Here is a 22,963-nt window from a genome sequence, read left to right as displayed (position 1 = left end):
AGCGCAGATCATCGAGGAGAGCTTTGAGGCGGGCGAGACGGTATCGTCTACCGCCCGCCGGCATGGGGTTGCGCACCGAGGCCGATCTTTCTGTTCACCCTCCGGACCGCGGTCGCGTTCGCGCCGTACGCCTTCGCGATCTCTTTCCTCGTCTGGCCGCGCGTGAACCGCTGCGTGATGTCCGGGTAATCTTCAGGACGGATCTTGGAGCGCAGCGTCTTCTCGCCTTCCTTCTCGGCGTCCTTTATGGTCGCCTCGATGTCGTCGTCCGAGATCCCGGCCTCCGCCAGCTTGGCAACGAGCGCATTTCTGAAGGCGCCCCCATCGTTCTGAGCTTCGATGCCTTCGTCAAGCACACTGACGCGAACGCCCCTCTTCAGTAGGCCAGTCAGAAGCGTCGGCCTCGCGATCATCGCGGCCGATACGCGCCTGCCTGTCGATGACAAACCTGTCACCGGCGTTCAGGGAACGGACAGCATGTGCAAACGACTGCTTCTTCGCTTTCGGAAAGACCCCGCGATGCTCCTCGGAGTCGCGCTCCGAACAGCCAGCTTGGTTATGCAGGCGCTCCTTCTGCTCTGCGATCTTGCCACCGGGTTCTACTCGGGCGTAACCAACGCTCTTCGTGAGTTCGTCTTCTTCCCAACTGCCTTCAGAAAAAATTCAGCCATGCATCCGCGGCCCGTCGAGGTCCAAAGGGTTCAATCCTGGAGCGCTCGATACAGCGTTGATCGATGAACTCCGAGCAGCCTCGCGACCGTCGAGACCGGCTTGCCTTCTTGCCGCGCCCGCGGCGCCTGCCGCCACCGCTCGAGCGCGCCTTCTGTTCGCTCGCTTGCTCCATCCCGCTCTCCACATCGTAGGACCCTAGCGCCCTGGATCGCAGTTTTGGCTACTGTGGAATAGTGCAGCGTAGGAATTTTGCGGGGGTAGGATTCGAACCTACCAAGTTCAGATTATGAGTTTTCCATGCCAGAATGCTGGGGCGTCACTCCGCACAGTTTTTTTTCACTGCGAACTTGCTCGCCGTACTTTCCTTGCACACGCTTTGAACGACCGCGCTATCCATTTGGCGTCGATTGCTCCAATTGTACTTCGCTGCAACCCCGTTGATCATCCCTCGGATGGCTGGCGGCGAGCGAAGAAACTGAACACACTCTTCCTACTCATGGCGCAGTATGAGGGACGCGTGATTGTCCCCGCTGAGACCGTGTGCAAGGACTATTTTCCCCACCTGACGCTCACCAAGTTCTTACGCAAAGTGAGCATTGGAGAAATTGAGCTTCCGCTAACCCGAGCAGAAAGAAGCCAGAAGAGTGCCAAAGGCGTTCATCTGCAGGACCTAGCTTCATACCTCGATAAGCGGCGCGAAATCGCACTGTCTGAAGTGCGCGCCTTCCGACGTAGCTAGCGCTCCCGGGGCTCCTTTGCGCTTGGAGTTCAGCGGTCCCTAGATGACTGATAGGATCCCACCTCGCGCCCGGCATTCGTGCCCCCCCTCCCTGAAATTCGCCCGAGATTGCCCAAGCGCTCCGGACGAGTACAACAACAGTACAACTCAGAGGAATTCATACCGCTTAGTTGTTGAATATACGTTGCTTTTCCCCACGTTCGTCCAATCCATCATCGGGGCCACGGCCAGTTTATGCTCTTGGTATTTCAGCATCTGTTTAACATCAGAACCTTAGAACCTACCGCACACGCTGCGTCAGCGAGACCTTCCTGCAACGCGACGTTGCGCGGCGCCAGGGCACCGACACCAAGTCGATCGCAGTGAGACGCCGAAGCCCTGTTAGCGCGCCTGAAGCCTTCGGCGAACTCATCGACCTTCATATCGACGACATGTGCGATGTAGGCAAGTCCCCTCGCCGCTCCAAGGCCGCAGCCCTCGCTATGCTCCGCCACCCTCGATCGCGAACGGCTCGTTCGCTTCGGTCGTGGTCGAGCCGCCCAGGGTGCCGGACGATGACTCTCGGTATCAACATCACCTGGGGAAGTCGTTGAGCGTCGTTTGATCCTGGATGATCTGCCTGGTCGTGATCGCGACAGCCGCTGGCAGTCTCTGACACACGATTGCGCTGAAGTCGTTCGGAATTTCCTGTGCGATGGCCGGAACAAGGCGGCCGGTCGAGAGCATCAGGGCTCAGTGATCAAGCCAATGCACAAGGTCCTGGAGAGGGTAAGACATGACTGTTTCTCCTGCCGGATTCGGCCTTCGAGTTCGCCCGACGTCAGAATTGAGATTCTCGCCGATTGTTTGACCGGCCCGATAAAATGGTTCCAAGGCGTTGACGACGGCAATGTGACCCGTGCCGAGCCATTGAAACTTGCTTGAGACGTTCCAAAATTTCGCCGGCGGGAATGGCGAGAGCCGCCAGACTCAAACACGCATGAGATTGTCTGAAGCGGAGGACCATCCATGGAAGGACCCATTTCGAGCTATTTTGCATCGATTGAACCCGTGGGCCCCTGACGTTTTTCTGGACCGCTTGCTGCATCCGGCGCGGCATTTCAAACATCCCCACGACGTTTTGGCCGATGTTGCCCTGGACGCTCAGGAGAAGCGCGCCATTCTTTCGTCATGGGCATCGGATGCCTGCGCCGTAGAATCCGTGCCAGCGCTTCGCATGCTGCCGCGAGCGGGTGAACCGGTCACCTTCGACACGATCATGGATGCGTTGCAACAGTTGGATCAATCGGATGAGCGTGCCGGTCCTGACTGCAGTGACAGCGCGGCAGTGGCCGCGTTCATACCATTCGTCGATCGGATTTAAGGGCGACGTCGTTGTTCTTGCGCCATGGACCCGTCGGCGAGTGACCCCGCCGGCGGAAGGGGTGGCATTGGTGCGTTCGCCCAGATTGCCGATGAAAATTTTCCTATTCTTGCTCTTGAAGGTGTAAGTCGCGATTCTAAATTGATGGTCGCCGGCAGCCTAATGGGGCCGGCAACACCAGGAGGCGGCAAGGCTCTTGGCGCCTTCTGTTGTCCATGTTGCTCAAAGGAGGATGTGGCTATGAAGACAAACCTCGATTTTACCCCTCTATACCGGTCCAGCATCGGCTTCGACCGCATGGTCGACATGCTTGAAAGTGCGAGCCGTGTGGCCTCGTTCGACAACTGGCCGCCCTACGATATCGCCAAGGTTGATGATGATCAGTATCGCATCACGATGGCGGTCGCCGGTTTCTCGCAGGACCAGCTGACCGTCACCCACCAGCCCAACATGCTGGTTGTGAGCGGGTCGCAATCCGGCGATGAGAACGGCCGGTATCTGTACCGCGGCATCAACGGGCGCGCTTTCGAGCGTCGGTTCGAACTGGCCGATCATGTCAAAGTCGAGGGCGCCAGCCTTGAGAACGGGCTGCTGAGCATCGATCTCAAGCGCGAGGTTCCCGAGGAGATGAAACCGCGCAAGATCGAAATCTCCAGCGGGGCTCCCATGCCAAAAATCGAGGCGCCCAAGGTCGAGACCGACAAGCTGGCCGCCTGAGCAATCCACCATGAAGGCTTTCGCTTGAGCCGGGCGTCCCGCCCGGCTCAGAGACCTACGAAAGGAGAAAGACAATGAGCGTACGTGACTTGATCCCATGGGGCCGGGGCAACGGAAACTCGGCGCCCAGTCTCTTCCCCGACGGAGATCGAGACCCCTTCGTCTCCCTCCACCGGGAGGTAAACCGGCTGTTCGATGACGCCTTCCGCAGCTTTGGCGCCAGACTGCCGGCCTTCGGTCCCTCTTTCGCCGCCAGTTGGCCGAGTGTCGAAATCTCCGACACGGACAAGGAAGTCCGCGTCACGGCGGAAATACCTGGCTTGGACGAGAGCGACATAGAAGTCCTGCTGGAAAATGGGGCGCTCAAGCTTAAAGGTGAGAAGCGTTCCGAGACCGAGGACAAGGACCGGCAGTTCTCCGAGCGCTTCTACGGTCGCTTCGAGCGCCTCATTCCGCTCGGCTACGAGGTTGAAGAAGACAAGGTCAACGCCGCCTTCAAGAACGGGGTGCTGACCGTGACGTTGCCCAAGACCGAGCGGGCGCAGGCGAAGGCCAAGCGGATCGCAATCAACGGGAAGAACTGACGGATGCAGTATGGGTGGCGGCCCTTACGGCCGCTGCCCGTGCGACCCTTCATAACGGGAGGGACAGGCAATGGAGACAGTTCAAAGCAGCGACAACATCAGGAACCCAACCAAGACGTCCGTCTGGCCGGACAATGACAATCGGCCTCGTCTAGACGGGCCGGCTTTGTCATGGGGACGGTCAGTGTTTCCGGACGGCGCAACGGCGCGGATCTACCAGCCATGCCGCCCGGCCATGACCTCGGCAAAGCCCCGCAAGGCCTGGCGATTGGTCTTCGAACGCCGCACAGCCCCGTTCATCGAGCCGCTGATGGGCTATACCGGTGGCCGGGACACCCTGACCCAGGTTGAACTGAACTTTCCGACGCTGGAAGCGGCGATCCGTTATGCCGAGCGTCAAGGCCTCAACTATGTCGTGCAGGCTGCACCTCCTGCTTCCCAGGCCAAGGTCAGGCGCCAGCATGCATCGGAGGAGAAACAGGCCTTTTCCGACCTGGTTTGGCAGCGGCTGCAGTTGGCTTGGCTCCAGGCAAGCCACGGCTATGGCGCCGGTGCACAGGCAGCGCACATACAGACGGCGCTTTCGGAGCCCGAGACATTCTACGCCTCTCCGATGGAGGTCGTGGACGACCCGGTGCTCGCACCCGACGAGAAACGCGCCGTGCTCAAGAACTGGGCCTGGAACGAGTATCTGATCGACCTGGCCACCGCCGAAGGCATGCCGGAAATGCACGCCCGTCGCGATTGCACGAGGTCGAACTCGCCTTGCTGGCCTTGGAAGTCCGAAACCGAGGCTTCCAGACCAGGACCAGCCCGGTGCACTCCCGGATAGCCCCATGATAAGGCAAGAAGGAACCCACTGATCGTCTTCGACGCCCAACGGACCATCCCGAAACCCTTCCCGCTTGCGGTCGCGGCAGCGGGCGGGCGCGCGCCGACAACTTTCCCAATGCGTGGGCGCCCGATTGCGCCTCGGCAGAACTCGGCCCAGTTGTTAGGATCGCGCTGATATGGACTCCAATGAATTGGTGACAGAGGTTCCTATGTATCAATCCTTCAACGGCTCCGCCCATCCCCTGGCACCGAAAGAGATCGCGATCGCTGCCGTCCCCGAAGACGAGCGTGTCTGGGTCCCACAGGCGGAGGGCGTGTGGTTCCGACCACTTATGCTCAACACAATGCAAGGGCAGTGGTGCAATCTGCTCCGCGTACGCCGGGCCGGGATATTAAGCCGTCATCTGCATCCGGCCCCCGTGCATGGCTATGTGATCAAGGGGCGTTGGCATTATCTTGAACACGACTGGGTGGCAGAGACGGGATCTTACGTTTTCGAGCCGCCCGGTGAAATCCACACGCTCACGGTTCCAAGCGACGTGCCCGAGATGATCACCTTCTTCAACATTTCCGGCTGCATGGTTTACCTGGACAAGGATAACAAGCAGATTGGTTTCGAGGACGTTTTCACCAAGATCGACATGTGCAGAAATCACTATGCGAGCGTGGGTCTCGGTGACGATTTCGTCGATCAATTCGTACGGTAGACATCCGCCCGTTTGCCTTCCGCTGCGGTGAGTTCGCGGTCCGCCACAGAGGCGAAACGAGGAGATATTGGTGACCGACTCCATATGGGCCATGCCCTTCTTCGCGGGCAAGACCGTCGTCATTACCGGAGGCACGACAGGTATCGGAAACGGCATCGCCATGGCGTTCGCCGAGGCCGGGGCAATTGTCCACGCGACGGGGGCCACGGCCGCCGAGGTAGCGGCCGCTCGTGCATACGGCACCGCCGTCTCGTATTCAGTACTCGACGTCCGGGACATGACTGCGGTCGAAGGATATTCCAGTCAGTTCACATCCGTTGCAGCGCTCGTAAATTGCGCAGGGGTAAACCTGCGCGCCGCCGAATTCACTGTCCAGGGTTTCGAAACGGTGGTCGATATCAATCTCACCGGCTCCATGCGGAGTGCGAGCGCGTTCCGAGGGGCACTCTCGAACGGGGGCGCCATCGTCAACATCGCCTCGATGTTCGCGTTTTTCGGCGCGGCTCATGCCCCGGCTTACGCCGCATCCAAGGGCGCCATCGTGCAACTTACCAAGTCGCTCGCCATCGCCTATGCCGGGGATGGCATCCGCGTAAACGCATTGGCGCCTGGCTGGATCGAGACCGCCATGACCGCCGCGCCACGGGCCGATCCAGTTCGCAACGCGGAATTGATGAAACGCACTCCGATGGGTCGCTGGGGTACGCCGGGCGACCTGACCGGCCCCGCCTTGTTCTTGTGTTCTCCGCTCGCGGGGTTCATCACTGGGGCAATTCTGCCGGTTGACGGTGGCTATCTCATTGCGTGAGGCGTTGGCTATGCTGCGCGACCGATCTCCAAGCCTGTGTCGTCGAGATCAAGATCGAACGCGACCAATCGACCATGCCTGACCGCAATTGCCGCCACCAACTCCGCAAGCTCGCCATCCGTATGCTCGCAAAAAGCTGCCTGTTTCCTGACAATCGTGACCGCATCCCGAGTCGATACGACAGAGAACGGCCTCCGGGATCTCACGAAGGATTCCGCAACCTCCGCGACGGATGAAGCTCGGTCAAAATTATCTTGCATACTTGCACCTCTGTACGACGCTAGCCCAAGCTCGGCCCGCGCAAATTGTTCCCACTGGCCTAATGCAGCCTGGTTGGCATCCGGCCTGGGCTCCTTGTGTGCGAAGGCCGGGAGCAACGCGACATGGCCGTCGCCGTGCCTTGTACAGTAGGCTGGACGCATTCGTCTCCACTCAACCAAAGGTCACGCCATCGGCCAGTCCTCGCTACATGCTTCAAATGCGAACACGAGCGCGACGCTACAGACGAGGAGGATCAGATGTGTCCAAGCCGCTCGCCAAAATTTCCGATCCTCGGATCACCGCAGTTCCCGCGCAACAAGTCGCCGGGAGACCTGTTTGCTCGCGTTAATTGCGGTCGACTGACTCCTGGCTCATTCGCCGCCCCGCCAGTTGGCTCCGGTCAGCCGGCCTCGTCCGTCTCCGTCATCGCTGGCCGGCGGACGATCCAATCCACCAAACCGGCTTCGGTCTGCTCGCAGGCCACGAATTCGCGCACCAGACTTCGCGCCAGCTCGCGCCATTGACACTCGGGCACGTTCATCTCCGCGATCAGATCTCGGCATGCAGCGCGTATGATGTCGGCATCGAAGGCTGACACGGCGACAGGACCACGGTCTGTATTCTTTGCTCGAGGAGTGTCGTCGCCCTGACGTTCGCGAAAGCGCCTCAGCACCTCGCGCGATGTGGCGATCGCTTGTCGGGTTTGACTCATAGCCTCGTAAAATCCAACTTCGCGGACCGGTGAGCGGTGCCGTGATAGAATGAAGTCCTCCATAACCGGATGTGCAGTGTCCGTACGCGTTGCAACCATCGCCGCCTCCCTGCAGGCGCACCCAATGCTTGCAGCTTCTGCCCGTTTTCGGGCGGCCGCCTGCATTTGTCGTGTCGCTGCTATGATCGCGTGAGTTAAAGCCGGTGAAGCGTCGCTGCAATTACAAATGTAAGTGTGGCATCCGATAAGTGGTATGCCCGCTGGCTGCGGCGGCGGCGAGTTCGTTCTTCAGACGGTCGAAGTCTTCCTCGGCGAAGCGCTCTCCGCGTTGCCGGAACGAGGAAGCAGGATCTGGACAAAATGCATGCGGCCGTGCCGCCGTTCAGGGGGCGCTATTGGCGAAAATCCGCCAATTTGCGCCAATCGAAGACAACGCCCACTCCAGGCTCGTCGGGTGCTATCGCCAAACCATCCTGAAGCCTAAGCGGCTCGGTGGTGTAAAGGTCAATATCGAAACTATGCGCCTCCACCCAGCCGGCATTTGTCTGACCTGCAACGAGACTGACATGAAGTTCCTGCATCCCGTGACTGCAGACCGGAATGCCAGCCTTGCGTGAGAGCGCTGCCACGCGCAGCCAGCCGGTGACCCCGCCGCAGTTGGAGGCGTCGGGTTGGATGTAGGCGAGATTCGACCAAGCGAAGGCATGCTCGAACTCCTCGATGACATGCAGGTTTTCTCCCATTGCCAGGGGCATTCCGGTCGCCTTGGCAATGCTGGCGTAACCCTCATAGTCGTCGGGTATGATGGGCTCCTCGAACCACAGCAGATCGTAGGCGGCGAATGCTCTCGCTGCCTCGATCGCTCGCGGGACGTCGAGCGCGTAGTTGGCGTCAACCATAAAGGTGACATGAGGGCCGATGCGCTCGCGGACTGCCTTCACCCGAGCCACATCCTCGGCCAGGTCGTCCTTGCCGACCTTGATCTTCACCCCGGTGAAGCCGGCATTGAGATAGGAATCGATGCTGGCCAAAAGCTGATCGAGGGTAAAGTTTAGGTCGATGCCGCCGCGATAGGCCTTGGCGCTCTTCCCGGCCCCGCCCGCCATCTGCCAAAGCGGCAGGCCGCTACGCCGGCCCTTGAGGTCCCATAATGCGATGTCGATCGCCGAGATCGCGAAAGAAGTGATGCCGCCGCGCCCGACATAGTGGATGTGCCAGAGCATGCCGTCGTAGATCGTGTCGATTTGCGTTGCGTCGCGTGCCTTGAGGAACGGCGCGAGGTCGTGATCGATCATTGCCTTGATCGCATAGCCGCCCCTGCCGCCGGTGTAGGTGTAGCCTGTGCCCTCGGTGCCGTCGGCAAGCCTCAGCGTGACGGTGACCAGCTCGAAATGCGTGTGCGCGCCGTGCTTCGCATCGGTCATCACCTCACGCAGTGGGACCCGAAACAGCCGGGTCTCGACTTCCTTGATTTCGGTGCGGCTCATGCTGCGCTCCATTCACGTTTTTCATCGGACCATAATTGCACCGGCAGCGCTGACTGGCAACAATGTGGCTGATCTTTCAGCGGTTCTGAAGCCAATCCCTCATTTTTGGTCCTACAAAAGCATCAATCCGCTTGTGCTTTGGTCCGATTTACCTTCTAATAACAGGACCATCTGGGAGGAAAAGGCTTGCTGGATACGGAAGAGCGTCCTGAGATGCCCGCGGCTATTCTCGCCGCCCGCGCGGCCGACGCGATGGTGGCCGGCATAGAGGCCGATATCACGTCCGGAAGGCTTGGCGACGGCAGCTACCTGCCGGCCGAGCGCGAACTGATGATCGAGTATGGTGTCGGCCGGGGCGTTGTGCGTGAGGCGATTGCGCGCCTGGCCAGCCGCGGCCTGGTGGAAGCGCGTCCGCGGTTCCGGCCCGTGGCGCGTCGGCCTGGCCTGGATGCCGCGCTCGGCGCCCTCGACGGCATTGTAGGACATCTGCTGAGCGACCAGGCGGGCGTGAAGAACCTCTACGACATGCGCGTCTTCCTCGAGGCGTCGCTGGCGCGCAACGCCGCCATCCATGCCCGCAAGGATGACGTCACAGCCCTGAGGGCGGCGCTGGCGATGAACGAGGCGGCCATCCCGGATTCCGAGAAATTCTATGCGACGGACGTGGCGTTCCACGCAGCGCTCTATGACATCGCGCGCAACCCGGTGCTGCCTGTCGTGCACAAGGCATTTACCGCCTGGCTGTCGCCGCATTGGATGCGCATGCCGCGGTCGCCCGAGCGCAACCGCGTGAATTTCCTCAGCCATCGTGAAATCTGCACGGCCATCATTGAGCGAGATCCTGACGGCGCCGAGCGGGCGCTGCTCAACCACCTCTCGGCGGCCTGGGAGTATGTCCGCGGTACATTCGAAAGCCGTGAGGCGCCGGAAGCATGACGCAGTCCTACGACCATATCGTGGTGGGCGGCGGAGCAGCCGGCTGCGTCGCGACGGCAAGGCTTGTCAAAGCGGGACGGCGAACCCTGCTGCTGGAGGCCGGCCATTCCCATCATCACCCCTTGCTCGACATGCCGCCCGGCATCTTCAAGATGATCAACGGCTCGAAATTCATGCGCTATCACCGCACCGAGCCGCAGGCCCATCTCGACGGCCGCGTCCATGAAATCTCGCAAGGCAACGTGCTGGGCGGCGGCACCTCGGTCAACGCCCAGGTCTACATGCGAGGCCGCTCGGCCGACTATGAGGAGTGGGACGAACTGCTGCGCGGCAACAATGCCGGCGTGCGCTGGAACTGGCAGGCGGTGCTGCCGCATTTCACCGGCATGGAGGGAAACAACCGCCTCGGCGGCGAACTGCATGGCAGCGAAGGTCCGCTGCTGGTCTCGGATCCAGGCCACATCGATGATGTTTCCCGTTGGTTCGTCCAGGCCGTCCAAGGCCTTGGATTGCCGTACAACCATGACTTCAACGGACCGTCGCAGCGCGGGGTCGGCTTCTACCAGTTCATGAACCGGCGGGGAAAGCGCAGCAGCGCCGCCTATGCCTTCATCGAGCCGCTGACGAATGATCCCAAGCTGACGCTGAAACTCAATTGCACAGTCAGCCGGCTGCTGATCGAAAACGGTCGGGTCACCGGCGTCGTCTATTCGGATGCGTCGGGCGCCGAGCATACCGTCCATGCGGATGCCGACGTGATCGTCTCGTCCGGTGCCCTCGTCTCGCCGAAACTGCTCATGCTGTCCGGCATCGGCCCCGCCGAGGCGCTTGCCGGGCACGGCATTTCCTGCGTCGCCGACCTGCCCGGGGTCGGCGAAAACCTGATCGACCATCCAGAGGTGCCGATCATCGCCACCGCAAACGGCCCATACGGCTATTTCAGGCAGGGCCAAGGTTGGAGGATGATCAGGAACGGCCTGCATTTCAAGCTCTTCGGCACCGGCACGATCCTGTCAGCGGGGGTGGAGGCCGGAGCCTTCGTCAATCCGGCCGATCCCGAGGGCGAACCGACGATCCAGGCCTTCTGCGTGCCGCACGTCTATCTGGACCGCGATATCCTGACCTTGGTCGAGAACACCTATGGGCTTACCGTGACGACAGTGGTGGTGAAGCCAAAGTCGCGCGGTTTCGTAAGGCTGCGTTCGGCGGATCCGAAGGACATGCCGATCGTTTCGCCGAACCTCCTTAAACATCCCGACGACATGAGGGAAATGATCTCCGGCCAGCGTTATTTCCTGCAGGCTTTTCAGACCAAGCCGCTCGCCGATCGGGTCAAGGCCATTGCCGTGCCAAGCCAGGATGATCTCAGCGACGAAGCCATGACAAAGCATTGCAAGCGCTTTGTGAAGACCAACTACCATCCGGCCGGGACATGCCGGATGGGCTCGGACAGCGACCGGATGGCGGTGCTGGACGCGGCGCTGCGCGTGCGCGGAATAGACAATCTGCGGGTTGCCGACATGTCGGCCTGCCCCAACATCAATGCCGGCAATACGGCGGCGCCCGCCATGATGCTGGGCGACCGCTGCGCCGACTTTATTTTGGAGGCGGCATAGCGCCGGATCCAGCTTGCCGACGGCCTCATCGCCGAAGCCGTTTGGGCCGATATCGTGAGGAAATTACACAGTCGCTGAAAGCGACAATAAAGGAGGAAAGAGCATGATCATTACCCGTCGAAAACTACTGGTTGGCTCCGCTGCCGGCGCGGTTGCGCTGACACTCGGCTCACGCGCCTTCGCGGCGCTCCCGCCACTCGCCAAGAAGGACAAGTACAAGGTCGGTTTCGCCCAGACGGAAAGCAACAATCCGTGGCGCCTTGCCGAGACCAAGAGCATGCAGGACGAAGCCGCCAAGCTCGGCCATCAGCTGGTCTACACGGATGCCGCCGGTTCGTCGGCCAAGCAGGCCTCCGACGTGAACTCGATGATCGCGCAGGGCGTCGACGCAATCTTCCTGCCGCCCCGCGAAGACAAGCCCCTGGTGCCGGTCATTCTTGCCGCGCGCGATGCCGGCATACCGGTGTTTCTGGTCGACCGCGACGTTGATCACACCATGGCCAAGCCGGGCGAGGATTATGTCTGCTTCATCGGTTCGGATTTCATCGAGGAGGCGACCCGCGTCGGCGAATGGCTGGTCAAGAACGCCAATGGCAAGTCGAAAATCATCGAGCTGGAAGGCACGACCGGAGCCTCGGCCGCTACCGACCGCAAGAAAGGCTTCGACGATTTCATCGCCAAGCACTCGCAGTTCACCATCCTGGCGTCGCAGTCCGGCGACTTCGCTCGTGACAAGGGCCGGCAGGTCGCCGAGACGCTGCTTCAGGCGCACCCTGATGCGGATATCATCTACGCGCACAATGATGAGATGGCGCTGGGCGCCATCGCCGCTTTGGAAGCAGCCGGCAAGACCCCGGGCAAGGATGTGCTGATCTTGTCGATCGACGGCGAGAAGGAAGGCGTCCAGGCGATCATTGACGGCAAGATCGGCGCTATCTGCGCTTGTAGTCCGCTGTTCGGGCCGAAGGCCTTCGCTACGATGGCCGACTATGCGGCCGGCAAGAAGATCCCGCCGTTCATCAAGAACGAGGATGCCTTCTTCGACGCCACGAACGCGAAGAAAGACTTCGATATTGCGTTCTGATATCCACTTTCTTTCCAGTTGCCCTACCCGCTTCGGCGGGTAGGGTTTGGGAGTTTGACGATGACCGCTCAGCCGGACCAAGCCGCGCTGCTCCTGGACATGCGTGACATCCAGAAGCGTTTTGCCGGCATCCCTGCCCTGGCCGATGCCTCGCTCCAGGTTCTTCCGGGCGAGATCCACGCACTCATCGGCCAGAACGGTGCGGGCAAATCGACACTTATCAAGGTGCTCACCGGCTATTACCGCCGGGATGCGGGGCAGGTGCTGTTCGAACGGAAGCCGTTCGAAGTTGGGTCTCCGCATCAGGCGCAGGTCAGCGGCATCAGCACCATCTACCAGGAGATCAATCTCGTACCGCTGCGCTCGGTGACCGAGAACATCTGCCTTGGACGCGAGAAGCGCCGCCGCGGCCTGCTCGACTGGAGCGCGATGCATGCGGAAGCCGAGCGCCTGCTCAGCCGCTTCTCGATCGGCATCGACGTGCGCCGCCCGCTCAGCGATTTCAACACCGCCACGCAGCAGATGGTGGCGATCGCCCGCGCCATCGGCTTTTCCGCCCGCCTCGTGATCATGGATGAGCCGACCTCCTCGCTGGACGAGCGTGAAGTCTCGGTCTTGTTCAGCGTTATCCGTCAGCTCAAGGCCGACGGCGTCTCCGTTCTGTTCGTCAGCCACAAGCTCGACGAGTTGTACGAGGTCTGCGACCGGGTCACGATCATGCGTGACGGCCGCACGGTACGAAGCGCGGCGATGAGCGACATCGGCAAGCTGGAGCTGGTCGCGGCCATGCTCGGCCGCGACGTCGCAGCCGTCGAAGGCCATGCGACCGCGTTCGGTGAACGCGATCGGTCGAGGATCGGTGATGTGCTGTTTACCGCGCAAGGGCTGGCGGCCGGCCAGTTGGTGCGTGACGTGAGCTTCGACCTGCGCCGCGGCGAGATCGCCGGCTTTGCCGGCTTGCTCGGCGCCGGCCGCACCGAAACAGCCCGCCTCGTATTCGGCGCCGACCGCCGGAGCGCAGGCGAGATGACGATGGAGGGCGCGTCCTACCATCCCGCACGTGCCGCTGATGCAATCGCCGCAGGGATGGGCTTCTGCACTGAGGACCGCAAGGCCGAGGGCATCGTGCCGGAAATGACCGTCGCGGAGAACATAACACTGGCACTGCTGCCGAAAATCAGCCGCAATGGCATCCTGAACGAGGCCCGGCAGAAGGAGATCGTCGAGCGCTTCATTCGTGAACTCGACATCAAATGCTCGGGGCCTAACCAGAAGGTCCGCGAGTTGTCGGGCGGCAACCAGCAAAAGGTGCTGCTTGCCCGCTGGCTGGCAATGAACCCGAAGCTGCTCATTCTCGATGAGCCGACGCGCGGCATCGATGTCGGGGCCAAGGCCGAGATCCAGCGCCTCATCCGCAAGCTTGCCGATGACGGGCTCGGCGTGCTGATGATCTCCTCGGAACTCGAGGAAGTGATGGAAGGAGCCGACCGCATATTCGTGCTGCGCGAAGGAGTGAGGGTGGCCGAACTGGAAGGCCAGGCAGCCGACGAGGAGGACGTGCTCGCGGCGATGGCGCATGGCGGCGCGGCGAAGGAGGCAGCGTGAGCGATCTGGCCACACCATCCGCAGCCAACGACGCTGGAAACCGCCGCTTTGATGTGTTCGGTTTCCTGGCGCGCTACGGCACGGTGATCGCGCTTGTGCTGCTGGTGGTCTTCAACCTTGCCTATACGCGCAATTTCGCGACGCTGCAGACACTCAACGTCAACCTAACCCAGGTCTGCACGATTGTGATCGTCGCGGTGGGGATGACCCTGGTGATCGCCACCGGCGGCATCGACCTGTCGGTTGGTTCGCTGATGGCGATCTCCGGCGCATTGGCGCCGATGATCTTCATGGGCACAATCTTCCCGGTCGGAAACATCTATCTGGCGGTAGCCGTCGCGATGATTGCCTCGATCCTCGTCGCCGGCCTGTTCGGGCTGTTCAACGGCTGGTTGGTCTCGCGTTTCCGCATCCAACCGATCGTCGCAACGCTCGTGCTGTTCATCGCCGGGCGCGGGATCGCGCAGGTCATGACCAACGGCAATCTGCAGACCTTCCGCGTGCCGCAATTCCAGTGGATCGGACTTGCCCGCCCGCTCGGCATTCCCGCGCAGGTCATCATCATGGCCGTGCTGGTTGCGGTGGCCGCTTGGGCCCTTCACCGCACGGTGTTCGGGCGAAGCATCCTGGCGGTCGGCGGCAATGAAAAGGCCTCTGAACTCGCCGGCATCGCCGTATCGAGGATCAAGCTCGCTGTCTATGCGATCAGCGGCCTGTGCGCGGGGCTAGCCGGTCTCGTCGTCATTGCGATCAACTCCTCCAGCGACGCCAATCTCGTGGGGCTGGGCATGGAACTCGACGCCATCGCGGCGGTCGCGGTGGGCGGCACGCTGTTGAGTGGCGGAAAGGCCACAATCATCGGCACCCTGCTGGGCGCACTGACCATCCAGTTGGTGCGCTACACGCTGCTCGCCAATGGCGTACCCGACGCCGCTGCGCTCGTCGTCAAGGCCGGCATCATCGCATTCGCCGTCTGGCTGCAGCAGCAACACCGGGTGTAATCCATGAACAGCGCCAGACTGGTTCGCATCATCGGCACTTACGGTGTCGTCATCGCGCTTGCAGCCCTCGTCCTGTTCGGATTCCTGCGCTACGACCGCTTCCTCGGCCTCTTCAACGTGATGAGCGTTCTGCGCTACAACTCGATGTTCGCGCTCGTCGCGCTCGGCATGTGCTTCGTGATCATGACCGGCGGCATAGACCTGTCCGTCGGCTCCGTCGCCGCCTTGGGCAGCGTCGCGTCAGCCCTGGCGAGCCCGCACGGCATCGTGGCAGGCCTTGCAGCGGGCGTTGGCGCCGGCCTGGCAGCCGGGCTGATCAACGCGCTCCTGGTTACGCGCGGCAACCTGATGCCTTTCATCGCCACGCTTGCCACCATGCTGGCCGCAAGCGGCTCGGCGCTGCTTCTGGCCGGCAACCAGACCGTTTCGGTGTCTTACGATTCGGGTTTCACCGCCATCGGCCAAGGGAATTTCTGGATTTTCCCGATTCCGGCAGTCATCGCCCTGGTTGCCTATGCCGTCGGCTCAGTGGTCCTGAACTACACCAGCACGGGACGGACGGTGCTGGCCATCGGCGGCGGCGAGGATGCCTCGCGGCTGATGGGGCTGCGCACGGACGGCGTCAAATTTCTCGTCTATGTCGCAAGCGGGTGCCTGGCCGGGCTCGCCGGCGTCGTCCTCGCTTCTCAGTTCGGCGCAGGCCAGCCGATCGAGGGCGTCGGCTGGGAACTGTTTGCCATCGCAGCGGTCGTCGTGGGCGGGACGCTGCTGACCGGCGGCTCTGGCTCGGTGTTGACCACGCTGGCCGGCGTGCTGTTGCTCGGCATCCTTTTCAACGTCCTGAACTTCGAAAACGGCATGGGCTGGATTTCGCTGTCAGCCTACTGGCAGTCGGTGATCCGCGGGCTGTTTTTGCTCGTCGTCGTCCTTCTCCAGGCACGGCTTACGGCAAGGCGCGAAACTGCCTGAGGATGGCGAGCGCCTTCGAGCACGATGGCGCTGCAGAATCAGTGCGCGTTGCGCACCCGGCCGATGAGCGCATCCCGCAGACTTTCTGCGGCGATGCTTCCCCGGTGCACCTGGGGTCCGACACCCTTGGAGCAGGATCCGCAAGCGGATCCTGGTGCAGTCACATGGCCGTCCTGGAGACGGTCATTTCCCGGCGACCGCCACGAACACGGACTGCCCCTGCCTTTCCAGCCGAAACAGGATGGGCTTGCTCTGCCGGCGAGAGTTCGCCCACTCCTCGACGATATCCGAAGGCTCCGTCACGCGGCGATTGTTGGCCGATATGATGACATCGCCGGGCTGCAATCCGCTCCGGGCGGCAAGGCCATCGGGAACCACTTCCACGACGAAGACGCCGGTTGTTCCTGATTTGATGCCTAGCTGCTGACGCGCCTGATCCGGAATCGGGCTGAGGGATAGGCCGAGGCCTTCGGTCGCCGACTTCTTGTCGGGAACAGCGCCGGTCTTCACCTCCGCATCCTTGCGCTCACCGATGACAAGCGCGATCTCCTGGTCCTTTCCGCCGTTACTCCGTGTCAGAGTGGCCTTGCTGCCAGGCTTCTGGCTAGCCGTCGCAAGCGTGAGGTCATGGACACCCTCAATGCCCTTGCCGTTGAACCGGGTGATCACGTCACCCGGCTTCAAGCCGGCTTTCTCCGCCGGGCTGCCGGGCTCGACCGAAGCAACCAGCGCGCCCTTGTCATCTTTCATCCCGAGGGCCTCAGCCAGCGACGGCGTGATGTCCTGCAGGCGGACCCCGATGAAGCCACGCTCGATCCGGCCGGTTCTGATCAACTGGTCGGCGATGCTTTGGGCGGTGCGCGATGGCACCGCAAACCCGATCCCGATGCTGCCGCCGGACGGCGAGACGATGGCGGTGTTGACGCCGATCACCTCGCCACGTGCGTTGAACAGCGGACCGCCCGAGTTGCCTCGATTGATCGACGCGTCCGTCTGGAGAAAATCGTCATACGGCCCGGCTTGAATGTCTCGCGAGCGGGCCGAAAGAACGCCGACAGTGACAGTCCCTCCGAGCCCGAAGGGACTGCCGATCGCGATTGTCCATGCGCCCGGCTGCATTGCATCCGAGTCACCCCATTTGGTCGTGGTCATGTTGGGCCGCGGGTCGACCTTCAGCACCGCTATATCGGTGGCGGGGTCACGGCCGACCAATTGCGCCGGCGCCGTTTCCTTGTCGGAAAATACGACATGGATCTCTGTCGCATCGGCAACGACATGGTTGTTGGTGACGATGTAGCCGTCGGCACTGATCACAAATCCGGAGCCAAGCGCCTCCCTCACCTGCGGCTGAACGGGTCCGAGGCCCTGGCCGTCGAACGGACTTGTAAAGTCGCCCGTCGTCGTCTGGTCCTGGACAACCTCCCGGGTCGTGATCGCGACCACGGCCGGCAATTTCTGCTGGATGATCGCTGTGAAGTCGGTCGGGGTATCCTGGGCCAGGACAGGCGCCACGCCACTGGCCGAGAGCATCAGCGCAACCGCGATCAAGCGCGTTGCAAATCGTCTTTGCATATCGTGAGACATTGCTGGACCTCCTGCCGGACAGCCCCGGCCGCTCGGCCGCGCCGCGCGGAGCCGGTGCTCCGGACGCTAGAACTGCCAACAAAGCTGTTTGTTTCAGCCCCCCGGAAAAATGGCACGGCCAGGAAAAATAGCCCGACCGCGGGGGTCCGGAAGGCAGCAGCCGGGAACCATTGAGGCCGTTGAGTTCAACCGTCCACAGGACTGGTCCCGGACGTGGCAGAAATCAGCAAAGCGACTGCGTCAGCTCCGGCAAATGCCCGATATGCCGATGGAGCCAACCTAGCGGCTGAGGTGCCTCTACCGGGCCTGGTGCGAAAAGGATCTGCAATGAAAGAGGGAGCTCCACAGCCGCCGAGAGACGCGGCTGTGATCACCACCGCTCGAACTCCCTCAAGGGAACAAAAGGGTACCAACTAAGTTCGGCCCCCATAATGAGGATGCCTATATGGACCTGTTGCCCCAGTCAGCCGAACACACCGTCTCCCCGCCGCCCGCTCCAGACCTTCACCGGCTTTTGTTCGATCCAAACTTGCGTATACACGGCTTGATTGATGACACTGTCGTCACCAAAGCCTTGGACGATTTGAAAGCCGTGCGTTCCGGGGAAGACGATCTCTACGTTGAAATCGACACGCCCGGAGGCGACGCCGACGGCGCGCGACGTCTAGCTCTAGAGTTCAAACTTTTTCTGAAACACTCGGGCCGCAACGGCTACATCATTGGCAAGAATACGGTTTACTCTGCCGGGGTAACGGTCCTTGCCGCTTTCCCGAAAGCCTGCAGGTTCCTTTGCCCGCAAGCAGTCCTGCTGATTCATGAAAGAAGGCTTGAGAAAGACTTGGTTCTGAATGGACCAATTCGAAGCTGTCTTCAGATCGTTCGCGAACAACTTGCGCTGTTGGAAACGGCAGAGCGACTCGAGAATGAAGGGTTCGCCGATCTCGTCCAAGGTTCTCGAACATCGCTGGAAGAGCTGCGCGACCATGCCCTGAACAGCTGCTACCTGATGGCAGCAAGAGCTTTGGAGCTAGGCCTTGTTGAAGACATTGCCCATTAACTTGATGCCTCGATGCAAACGGCAGAGCGGAGTCCAACACGCTTCCCTCACTCATGTCGGCGGCGACCATGAACGACGAGGTTGACAAGATAGAGCGGACCGGCGGCTGTCTTTGCGGGTCTGTGAGGTATGTTGTTACCGGCGCGCCGTTGCGCGTTGGCTTGTGTCATTGCCAGGATTGCAAGCGAACCAGCGGCAGCACCTACAGTGCCTTTGCCGTGTGGCCGCGGTCGGCTTACCAGTGCAAGGGCGAGCTTGCGGCGTTCAACGGCAGAGGTTTTTGTCCGGCATGCGGGTCGCGCGTGGTGAATCTCCGCGACGACGAAGCCGAGATCATGACCGGCACTCTCGACGATGCGCCAAACGACCTTCTCCCGACATACGAGCTTTGGACCCCCCGGCGCGAAGCCTGGCTCCACAACCTGCCTTGGGCTGACCAATTCGCGGGCGATCGCACCGAAGAAGGCCAAAATTGGCGCGAAGCCCGACGAGTATGACCATGCTCGAATGGCCCTCCACCCCGTGAACCGTGAAAGTCAGCTTGATGCGCGATGAATCACTCAAGTTCTTGAAGGAAATTGTGGCGACCCCGTCGCCGAGCGGCTTTGAGCAACCCGTAGCGGAGCTTTTCCGCGAGTATGTTCGTCCCTATGCCCACAGGTTGACGACGGACGTCATGGGCAATGTCACGGCGATCATCAATCCTGAGGCGTCTATGCGCTTCATGTATGCCGGGCACATGGATGAGGTCGGCTTCATCGTCCATTACATCGACGATGACGGCTTTCTTTTCTTCAGCACCATAGGTGGAACGGACGTTGCCACTGAAATCGGCCAGCGTGTCTGGGTGCACGGCAAGGAGCCGATCCTGGGCGTCGTGGGTCGCAAAGCAATCCAGACCTTCAAAGCCTCTGACACGTCTCAGACTCCCTCGCTGATGGAACTGTGGATCGATATCGGCGCGAGTTCGCGAGAGGAAGCGTTGAAGGTCGTAGAGGTCGGCAGCGCGGTCACTATCCACGGCGAGTTTGCGGCGCTACAGGCCAACCTTGCTGTCGGACGAGCGTTCGACAACAAGGTTGGCCTCCTCATCGGCGCCGAGGTCCTGCGCTGCCTCTCCGAGGAGGGAGGCGTTCACCCCGGCGTGGGCCTCTATATCCTGGGTACGGTTCAAGAGGAAATTGGGTCCCGAGGCGCGATGACCTCAGCGTTCAACATCGCACCTCGAACCGGCCTCGCAATCGATATGGGCGTGGCGATGGACTATCCGCGCGCTCGCGCCGAGGATCAGGGCAAACTGGACCTTGGGAAAGGGCCGGCAATCACTCAAGGCGCGAACACCAACCCGGTGGTGTTCAATCTGCTGAAGTCGGTGGCCGAGAAAGAGGGCCTACCTTATCAGCTTCAGGCGGTGGGCAGCTCAAGCCCTACCGACGCGCGTGTCATGCAGCAGAACCGAGGCGGCGTCGCAAGTGGAGTGCTCTCCGTGCCTTTGCGTTACATGCATACCCCGTCCGAAGTTGTTTGCCTGGATGATGTGCAAACGACGATTGACCTTGTTTGTGCATATTGCCGGCAATTGACGCCGGAGATCGACTTCACGCCAAGATGATCGCGGCGGGATTGATTGTGGAAGTCCTAGCTCCAACAGTCGCTGATCTGGTGCCTGTCGGCCACCGCCTGGTGCGTCGGTCACCGCGCACCTGAGAAAACCCAACTGCAGTCCACTGGGGAGCGCGCCTCAGGTCACCCCCACCGCTTCCACCAAACGCCTGAGGAAATCCGTCAGACCGGCTTCAGGATCATCACCTGCGCCAACGAGCACCGAAATACCCCAGCGCCCAAGCACGGCCTCCTCCACAGGGTTGCGGCTGGGCATGAAGATGAACGAAGGGGGACGATCTTTCTCATATCCAGACCGGTGCCAGGTTTGCCAAAGCCGGTGCAACAGCAGCCGGATGTTTGGATCGGAGAGGCTATAGCCAATGAACAAGATCGTGCTGCCGAGAGCGTCGGAGCGAAAGCGGACATCAAGGGGAGAATTGAAGGACAGGCGGTCAAGATAGTCGGTTTCGGTGAGGACAAGGGAAGAGTCCTCGTCAAAGTCGCCGTGAAATTTCACGATGTGCGTTATGCCTCGACGGGCCTGCGCAACGTGCCGTGCGTTGGCCACTTTCACGTACTCTCGACCGTGGATTTCAAAAGCGAGTTCCAGGTTCCGGTCATAGTTCGTCGTATAGATGACGGGAAAATCGAGCGTCACGATGAGACGGTGCAATTCCGATTTCTCGATCCGTTCCTTGGCGACAGACCAGTTTCTGTCCATCCAACTGCGAAGTGGTCCGATGCTGCCATGCTTGATCCGATAGTATTCGGCCAAGGTCTGAAAACGATCGCGTCGCGTGGAAAATTCATCGTCGACGCCGAGCTCCTTTGCCATTCGCTCGATGAGCTTCTCCCAAGACGGAAGTCCGACGCTGATCGATACCCCCGCCCCCACAAACAAAATTGCGCTGCGATGACGAATTGCATTGGCGAGCGAATTTATAGGATCATCATCGTTCATGGATAGGTCCTCCGAAGCCACTCGCGTGGGCCGGACCTAAAGGTGCGTGCCCCGTGAGCGGATCGTGGACGCGGCCCCGCAATTCGAGCCAGCACGGCGCACTGCGGGAGCATCGTGCTCCGCCCTCATCGACGAAATCGGATCGACCACGCACCAGCCAGCCCAGAGGGGGCGGCCCTTGCAGTCCTGCCGAGCCGCTTGCCACCCGAACCGAGGTAGCGGCCGCGAGGACACTGGCTGTGAACTGGAACCGGCGGTGTTGCGGTTTACTGGCCACGTTGATTCAGTTCTGCGCCAGCCATATTGCGCAAAACTCTATCGAGTTTCGCATTCACCAAGAGGTTGCGCCGCTTCGCGCCGATAAAGATGGCGAGAGAGTAAATCATTGTAAGAACAGAGATCATCGTCATTCCGGCCTAAACATCAGCGGCCGGAGATGTTCCATGCGCCCGGAAATATTCCAGTGCAGGTGTTTTTAAATCGCCGAAGCTACGCGCTCAATGCGCGGTTGGTTTCGTGTCCAGGGCGGACGAATTAGCGCAAGGCGGTATTCATCCTCCCACATCGGCGGCGGACTGAAGCGAAATGCTGGTTGTGTCCCCCAGAATTGCAATGAAACGCCGATGCTTTGCATGCGGCCCGGAACAAATGCTCGCTTGCACAGTTCGAGCCATGCAGCGGTCGACCCCCGCGCTGCAAGATCGGTAGCCCGATCGCCCGCGCCGGCCCCTCCCACGGCGCGGGCTTTCGTTTGAATTCACGCTGTCGGGGTTGGAGTCGCTCCGCCGTTGTCGCGAGCCGGCTGATATACGCGCTGTCCGGGGCTCGCGGGATGCCGGCGACATCGGCATTCGCGCAGTCCGGCAGGTCAGCCGATGCACGGGAACAACGCGGCACTGTGATGGTTTGGTGGCCTCGGAAGGTGGCAGAGAACGATGGGCAAAAAGCCCAAACAGCACGCAAAATCCACGGCGGATCGCGAAAAGGCGATCGAGGCGCTCTACTTCGCGCGCAAGTGCGGCCTTACGAAGGAAGAGGCACTCAAGATGCTCAGGGAAGCCCCGATCGGGATCGATGATGAAGCCGAAGAGCGCTCCGGCATTTAGACGCGATCGCCGGTCGCGCGTCGCAGCCGGCCGCGGCGCATGATCTTCTTCACTTCCGATACGCATTTCAACGATCCGCGCATTCTGCGCCTCGACCGGCGTCCCTTCGCCTCGTTGGTCGAGCATGACCAGGCGCTGGTTGCGTTTTGGAACGAAACGGTTGGCCCGAACGACGAGGTCTGGCACCTCGGCGATTTCGCCAAGGGTCCAGCCGAGACCGTGTCTTCACTGCTGTCGTCTCTTAACGGGTCCAAGCACCTGATAATTGGCAACAATGATGGCGCTGCCACCATTGGCGACCCGGCCTGGGCGAGCGTGCACCACTATATGGAGCTTCTTGTCGAGGGCAGCTTGCTGGTTCTGTGTCACTATCCTTTTCGCACCTGGAACCAGATCGGCAAGAGATCGGTAAACCTGCACGGTCATTCGCACGGTCGTCTGAAGCCGATGACGCGCCAGCATGATGTCGGCGTCGACGCATGGGGGTATCGTCCGGTAACCTTTGCTGCCATTCCGGCCAGTCGCCGGCGGGGTTAGCCCGGCAGAACGCCGGGC

Annotated in this window: 24 protein-coding genes; 18 read left to right on the top strand and 6 right to left on the bottom strand. The window is 61.1% G+C overall.

Annotation, left to right across the window (positions count from 1 at the left end):
* Positions 1-47: 47 nt before the first annotated feature.
* The gene (locus NLY37_RS08365) at positions 48-356 is read right to left on the bottom strand and encodes a hypothetical protein (RefSeq protein ID WP_023743384.1); all 309 of its coding nucleotides are present in this window, start codon (positions 354-356) and stop codon (positions 48-50) included.
* Between the two features lie 345 nt (positions 357-701).
* Positions 702-881, bottom strand: coding sequence for a helix-turn-helix domain-containing protein (locus tag NLY37_RS30755; RefSeq protein ID WP_353621644.1), 180 nt, complete (start codon positions 879-881; stop codon positions 702-704).
* Positions 882-958: 77 nt separating this feature from the next.
* On the opposite strand from NLY37_RS30755, the gene NLY37_RS30925 reads away from it, so the two are divergent.
* From NLY37_RS30925 to NLY37_RS08330, 7 genes are all read left to right on the top strand, one after another.
* Positions 959-1,411 (top strand): pyocin activator PrtN family protein, encoded by a 453-nt coding sequence (locus tag NLY37_RS30925; RefSeq protein WP_502882100.1) that lies wholly within the window; start codon positions 959-961, stop codon positions 1,409-1,411.
* A 916-nt stretch (positions 1,412-2,327) separates the two neighbouring features.
* Complete coding sequence (locus tag NLY37_RS08355) at positions 2,328-2,774, top strand: hypothetical protein (protein ID WP_245271030.1); 447 nt, start codon at positions 2,328-2,330, stop codon at positions 2,772-2,774.
* 240 nt (positions 2,775-3,014) lie between these two features.
* On the top strand, positions 3,015-3,491 hold the full coding sequence (locus NLY37_RS08350) for an Hsp20 family protein (protein WP_023743380.1): 477 nt from the start codon (positions 3,015-3,017) through the stop codon (positions 3,489-3,491).
* Positions 3,492-3,565: 74 nt separating this feature from the next.
* Positions 3,566-4,075, top strand: coding sequence for an Hsp20/alpha crystallin family protein (locus NLY37_RS08345; RefSeq protein WP_023696160.1), 510 nt, complete (start codon positions 3,566-3,568; stop codon positions 4,073-4,075).
* Positions 4,076-4,259: 184 nt separating this feature from the next.
* Positions 4,260-4,907, top strand: a complete 648-nt coding sequence (locus NLY37_RS08340) for an NADH dehydrogenase ubiquinone Fe-S protein 4 (protein WP_023743379.1) — start codon at positions 4,260-4,262, stop codon at positions 4,905-4,907.
* Positions 4,908-5,118: 211 nt separating this feature from the next.
* Positions 5,119-5,616, top strand: a complete 498-nt coding sequence (locus NLY37_RS08335; RefSeq protein ID WP_023710477.1) for a 2,4'-dihydroxyacetophenone dioxygenase family protein — start codon at positions 5,119-5,121, stop codon at positions 5,614-5,616.
* Positions 5,617-5,686: 70 nt separating this feature from the next.
* Positions 5,687-6,424, top strand: coding sequence for an SDR family oxidoreductase (locus NLY37_RS08330; protein ID WP_245263955.1), 738 nt, complete (start codon positions 5,687-5,689; stop codon positions 6,422-6,424).
* 661 nt (positions 6,425-7,085) lie between these two features.
* Here NLY37_RS08330 and NLY37_RS08325 read toward each other — a convergent pair.
* Both NLY37_RS08325 and NLY37_RS08320 read right to left on the bottom strand, forming a co-directional pair.
* Entirely contained in the window at positions 7,086-7,496 is a 411-nt protein-coding gene (locus tag NLY37_RS08325; RefSeq protein WP_023738748.1) for a hypothetical protein, read from the bottom strand.
* A gap of 293 nt (positions 7,497-7,789) precedes the next feature.
* Positions 7,790-8,884 carry a mandelate racemase/muconate lactonizing enzyme family protein gene (locus NLY37_RS08320; RefSeq protein ID WP_031246673.1) on the bottom strand — a complete coding sequence of 365 codons (1,095 nt, stop codon included), beginning with the start codon at positions 8,882-8,884 and terminating at the stop codon, positions 7,790-7,792.
* A 186-nt stretch (positions 8,885-9,070) separates the two neighbouring features.
* Between NLY37_RS08320 and NLY37_RS08315 the strand changes: the two genes are divergently transcribed.
* The 6 genes from NLY37_RS08315 to NLY37_RS08290 all read left to right on the top strand — a co-directional run bounded on the left by NLY37_RS08315 (position 9,071) and on the right by NLY37_RS08290 (position 16,095).
* Positions 9,071-9,820 carry an FCD domain-containing protein gene (locus NLY37_RS08315; protein ID WP_023682469.1) on the top strand — a complete coding sequence of 250 codons (750 nt, stop codon included), beginning with the start codon at positions 9,071-9,073 and terminating at the stop codon, positions 9,818-9,820.
* Positions 9,817-11,436 carry a GMC family oxidoreductase gene (locus tag NLY37_RS08310; RefSeq protein ID WP_023743374.1) on the top strand — a complete coding sequence of 540 codons (1,620 nt, stop codon included), beginning with the start codon at positions 9,817-9,819 and terminating at the stop codon, positions 11,434-11,436. Before NLY37_RS08315 ends, NLY37_RS08310 begins: the two co-directional genes overlap by 4 nt.
* 103 nt (positions 11,437-11,539) lie before the next feature.
* Positions 11,540-12,520 carry an ABC transporter substrate-binding protein gene (locus NLY37_RS08305; protein WP_023672664.1) on the top strand — a complete coding sequence of 327 codons (981 nt, stop codon included), beginning with the start codon at positions 11,540-11,542 and terminating at the stop codon, positions 12,518-12,520.
* Between the two features lie 60 nt (positions 12,521-12,580).
* The gene (locus NLY37_RS08300; RefSeq protein WP_023707501.1) at positions 12,581-14,125 is read left to right on the top strand and encodes a sugar ABC transporter ATP-binding protein; all 1,545 of its coding nucleotides are present in this window, start codon (positions 12,581-12,583) and stop codon (positions 14,123-14,125) included.
* Entirely contained in the window at positions 14,122-15,126 is a 1,005-nt protein-coding gene (locus NLY37_RS08295) for an ABC transporter permease (RefSeq protein ID WP_023693472.1), read from the top strand. Before NLY37_RS08300 ends, NLY37_RS08295 begins: the two co-directional genes overlap by 4 nt.
* A gap of 3 nt (positions 15,127-15,129) precedes the next feature.
* Positions 15,130-16,095, top strand: coding sequence for an ABC transporter permease (locus NLY37_RS08290; protein ID WP_023682464.1), 966 nt, complete (start codon positions 15,130-15,132; stop codon positions 16,093-16,095).
* Positions 16,096-16,278: 183 nt separating this feature from the next.
* On the opposite strand, the gene NLY37_RS08285 is transcribed toward NLY37_RS08290, so the two are convergent.
* Complete coding sequence (locus NLY37_RS08285; RefSeq protein WP_031246671.1) at positions 16,279-17,679, bottom strand: Do family serine endopeptidase; 1,401 nt, start codon at positions 17,677-17,679, stop codon at positions 16,279-16,281.
* Positions 17,680-18,124: 445 nt separating this feature from the next.
* Between NLY37_RS08285 and NLY37_RS08280 the strand changes: the two genes are divergently transcribed.
* The 3 genes from NLY37_RS08280 to NLY37_RS08270 all read left to right on the top strand — a co-directional run bounded on the left by NLY37_RS08280 (position 18,125) and on the right by NLY37_RS08270 (position 20,348).
* Positions 18,125-18,736 (top strand): ATP-dependent Clp protease proteolytic subunit, encoded by a 612-nt coding sequence (locus tag NLY37_RS08280; RefSeq protein ID WP_023672669.1) that lies wholly within the window; start codon positions 18,125-18,127, stop codon positions 18,734-18,736.
* 68 nt (positions 18,737-18,804) lie between these two features.
* A complete protein-coding gene (locus NLY37_RS08275) occupies positions 18,805-19,233 on the top strand; it encodes a GFA family protein (protein ID WP_050587750.1) in 429 nt (142 codons plus the stop codon).
* A gap of 47 nt (positions 19,234-19,280) precedes the next feature.
* Positions 19,281-20,348: a M42 family metallopeptidase gene (locus NLY37_RS08270; RefSeq protein WP_023696168.1), complete on the top strand. Its 1,068-nt coding sequence runs from the start codon at positions 19,281-19,283 to the stop codon at positions 20,346-20,348.
* Between the two features lie 129 nt (positions 20,349-20,477).
* Here NLY37_RS08270 and NLY37_RS08265 read toward each other — a convergent pair whose 3' ends face one another.
* On the bottom strand, positions 20,478-21,302 hold the full coding sequence (locus NLY37_RS08265) for an SIR2 family NAD-dependent protein deacylase (protein ID WP_031246669.1): 825 nt from the start codon (positions 21,300-21,302) through the stop codon (positions 20,478-20,480).
* Between the two features lie 935 nt (positions 21,303-22,237).
* On the opposite strand from NLY37_RS08265, the gene NLY37_RS08260 reads away from it, so the two are divergent.
* Positions 22,238-22,408: a hypothetical protein gene (locus NLY37_RS08260; protein ID WP_023688540.1), complete on the top strand. Its 171-nt coding sequence runs from the start codon at positions 22,238-22,240 to the stop codon at positions 22,406-22,408.
* Positions 22,409-22,447: 39 nt separating this feature from the next.
* A complete protein-coding gene (locus tag NLY37_RS08255; RefSeq protein ID WP_023743369.1) occupies positions 22,448-22,945 on the top strand; it encodes a hydrolase in 498 nt (165 codons plus the stop codon).
* The last annotated feature ends 18 nt before the right edge of the window (positions 22,946-22,963 follow it).

The sequence above is a fragment of the Mesorhizobium sp. C395A genome (assembly GCF_030323205.1).
Lineage (GTDB): Bacteria > Pseudomonadota > Alphaproteobacteria > Rhizobiales > Rhizobiaceae > Mesorhizobium.
Note: the sequence above shows the minus strand (reverse complement) of the source record. Positions and strands in the feature narration are given on the sequence as shown.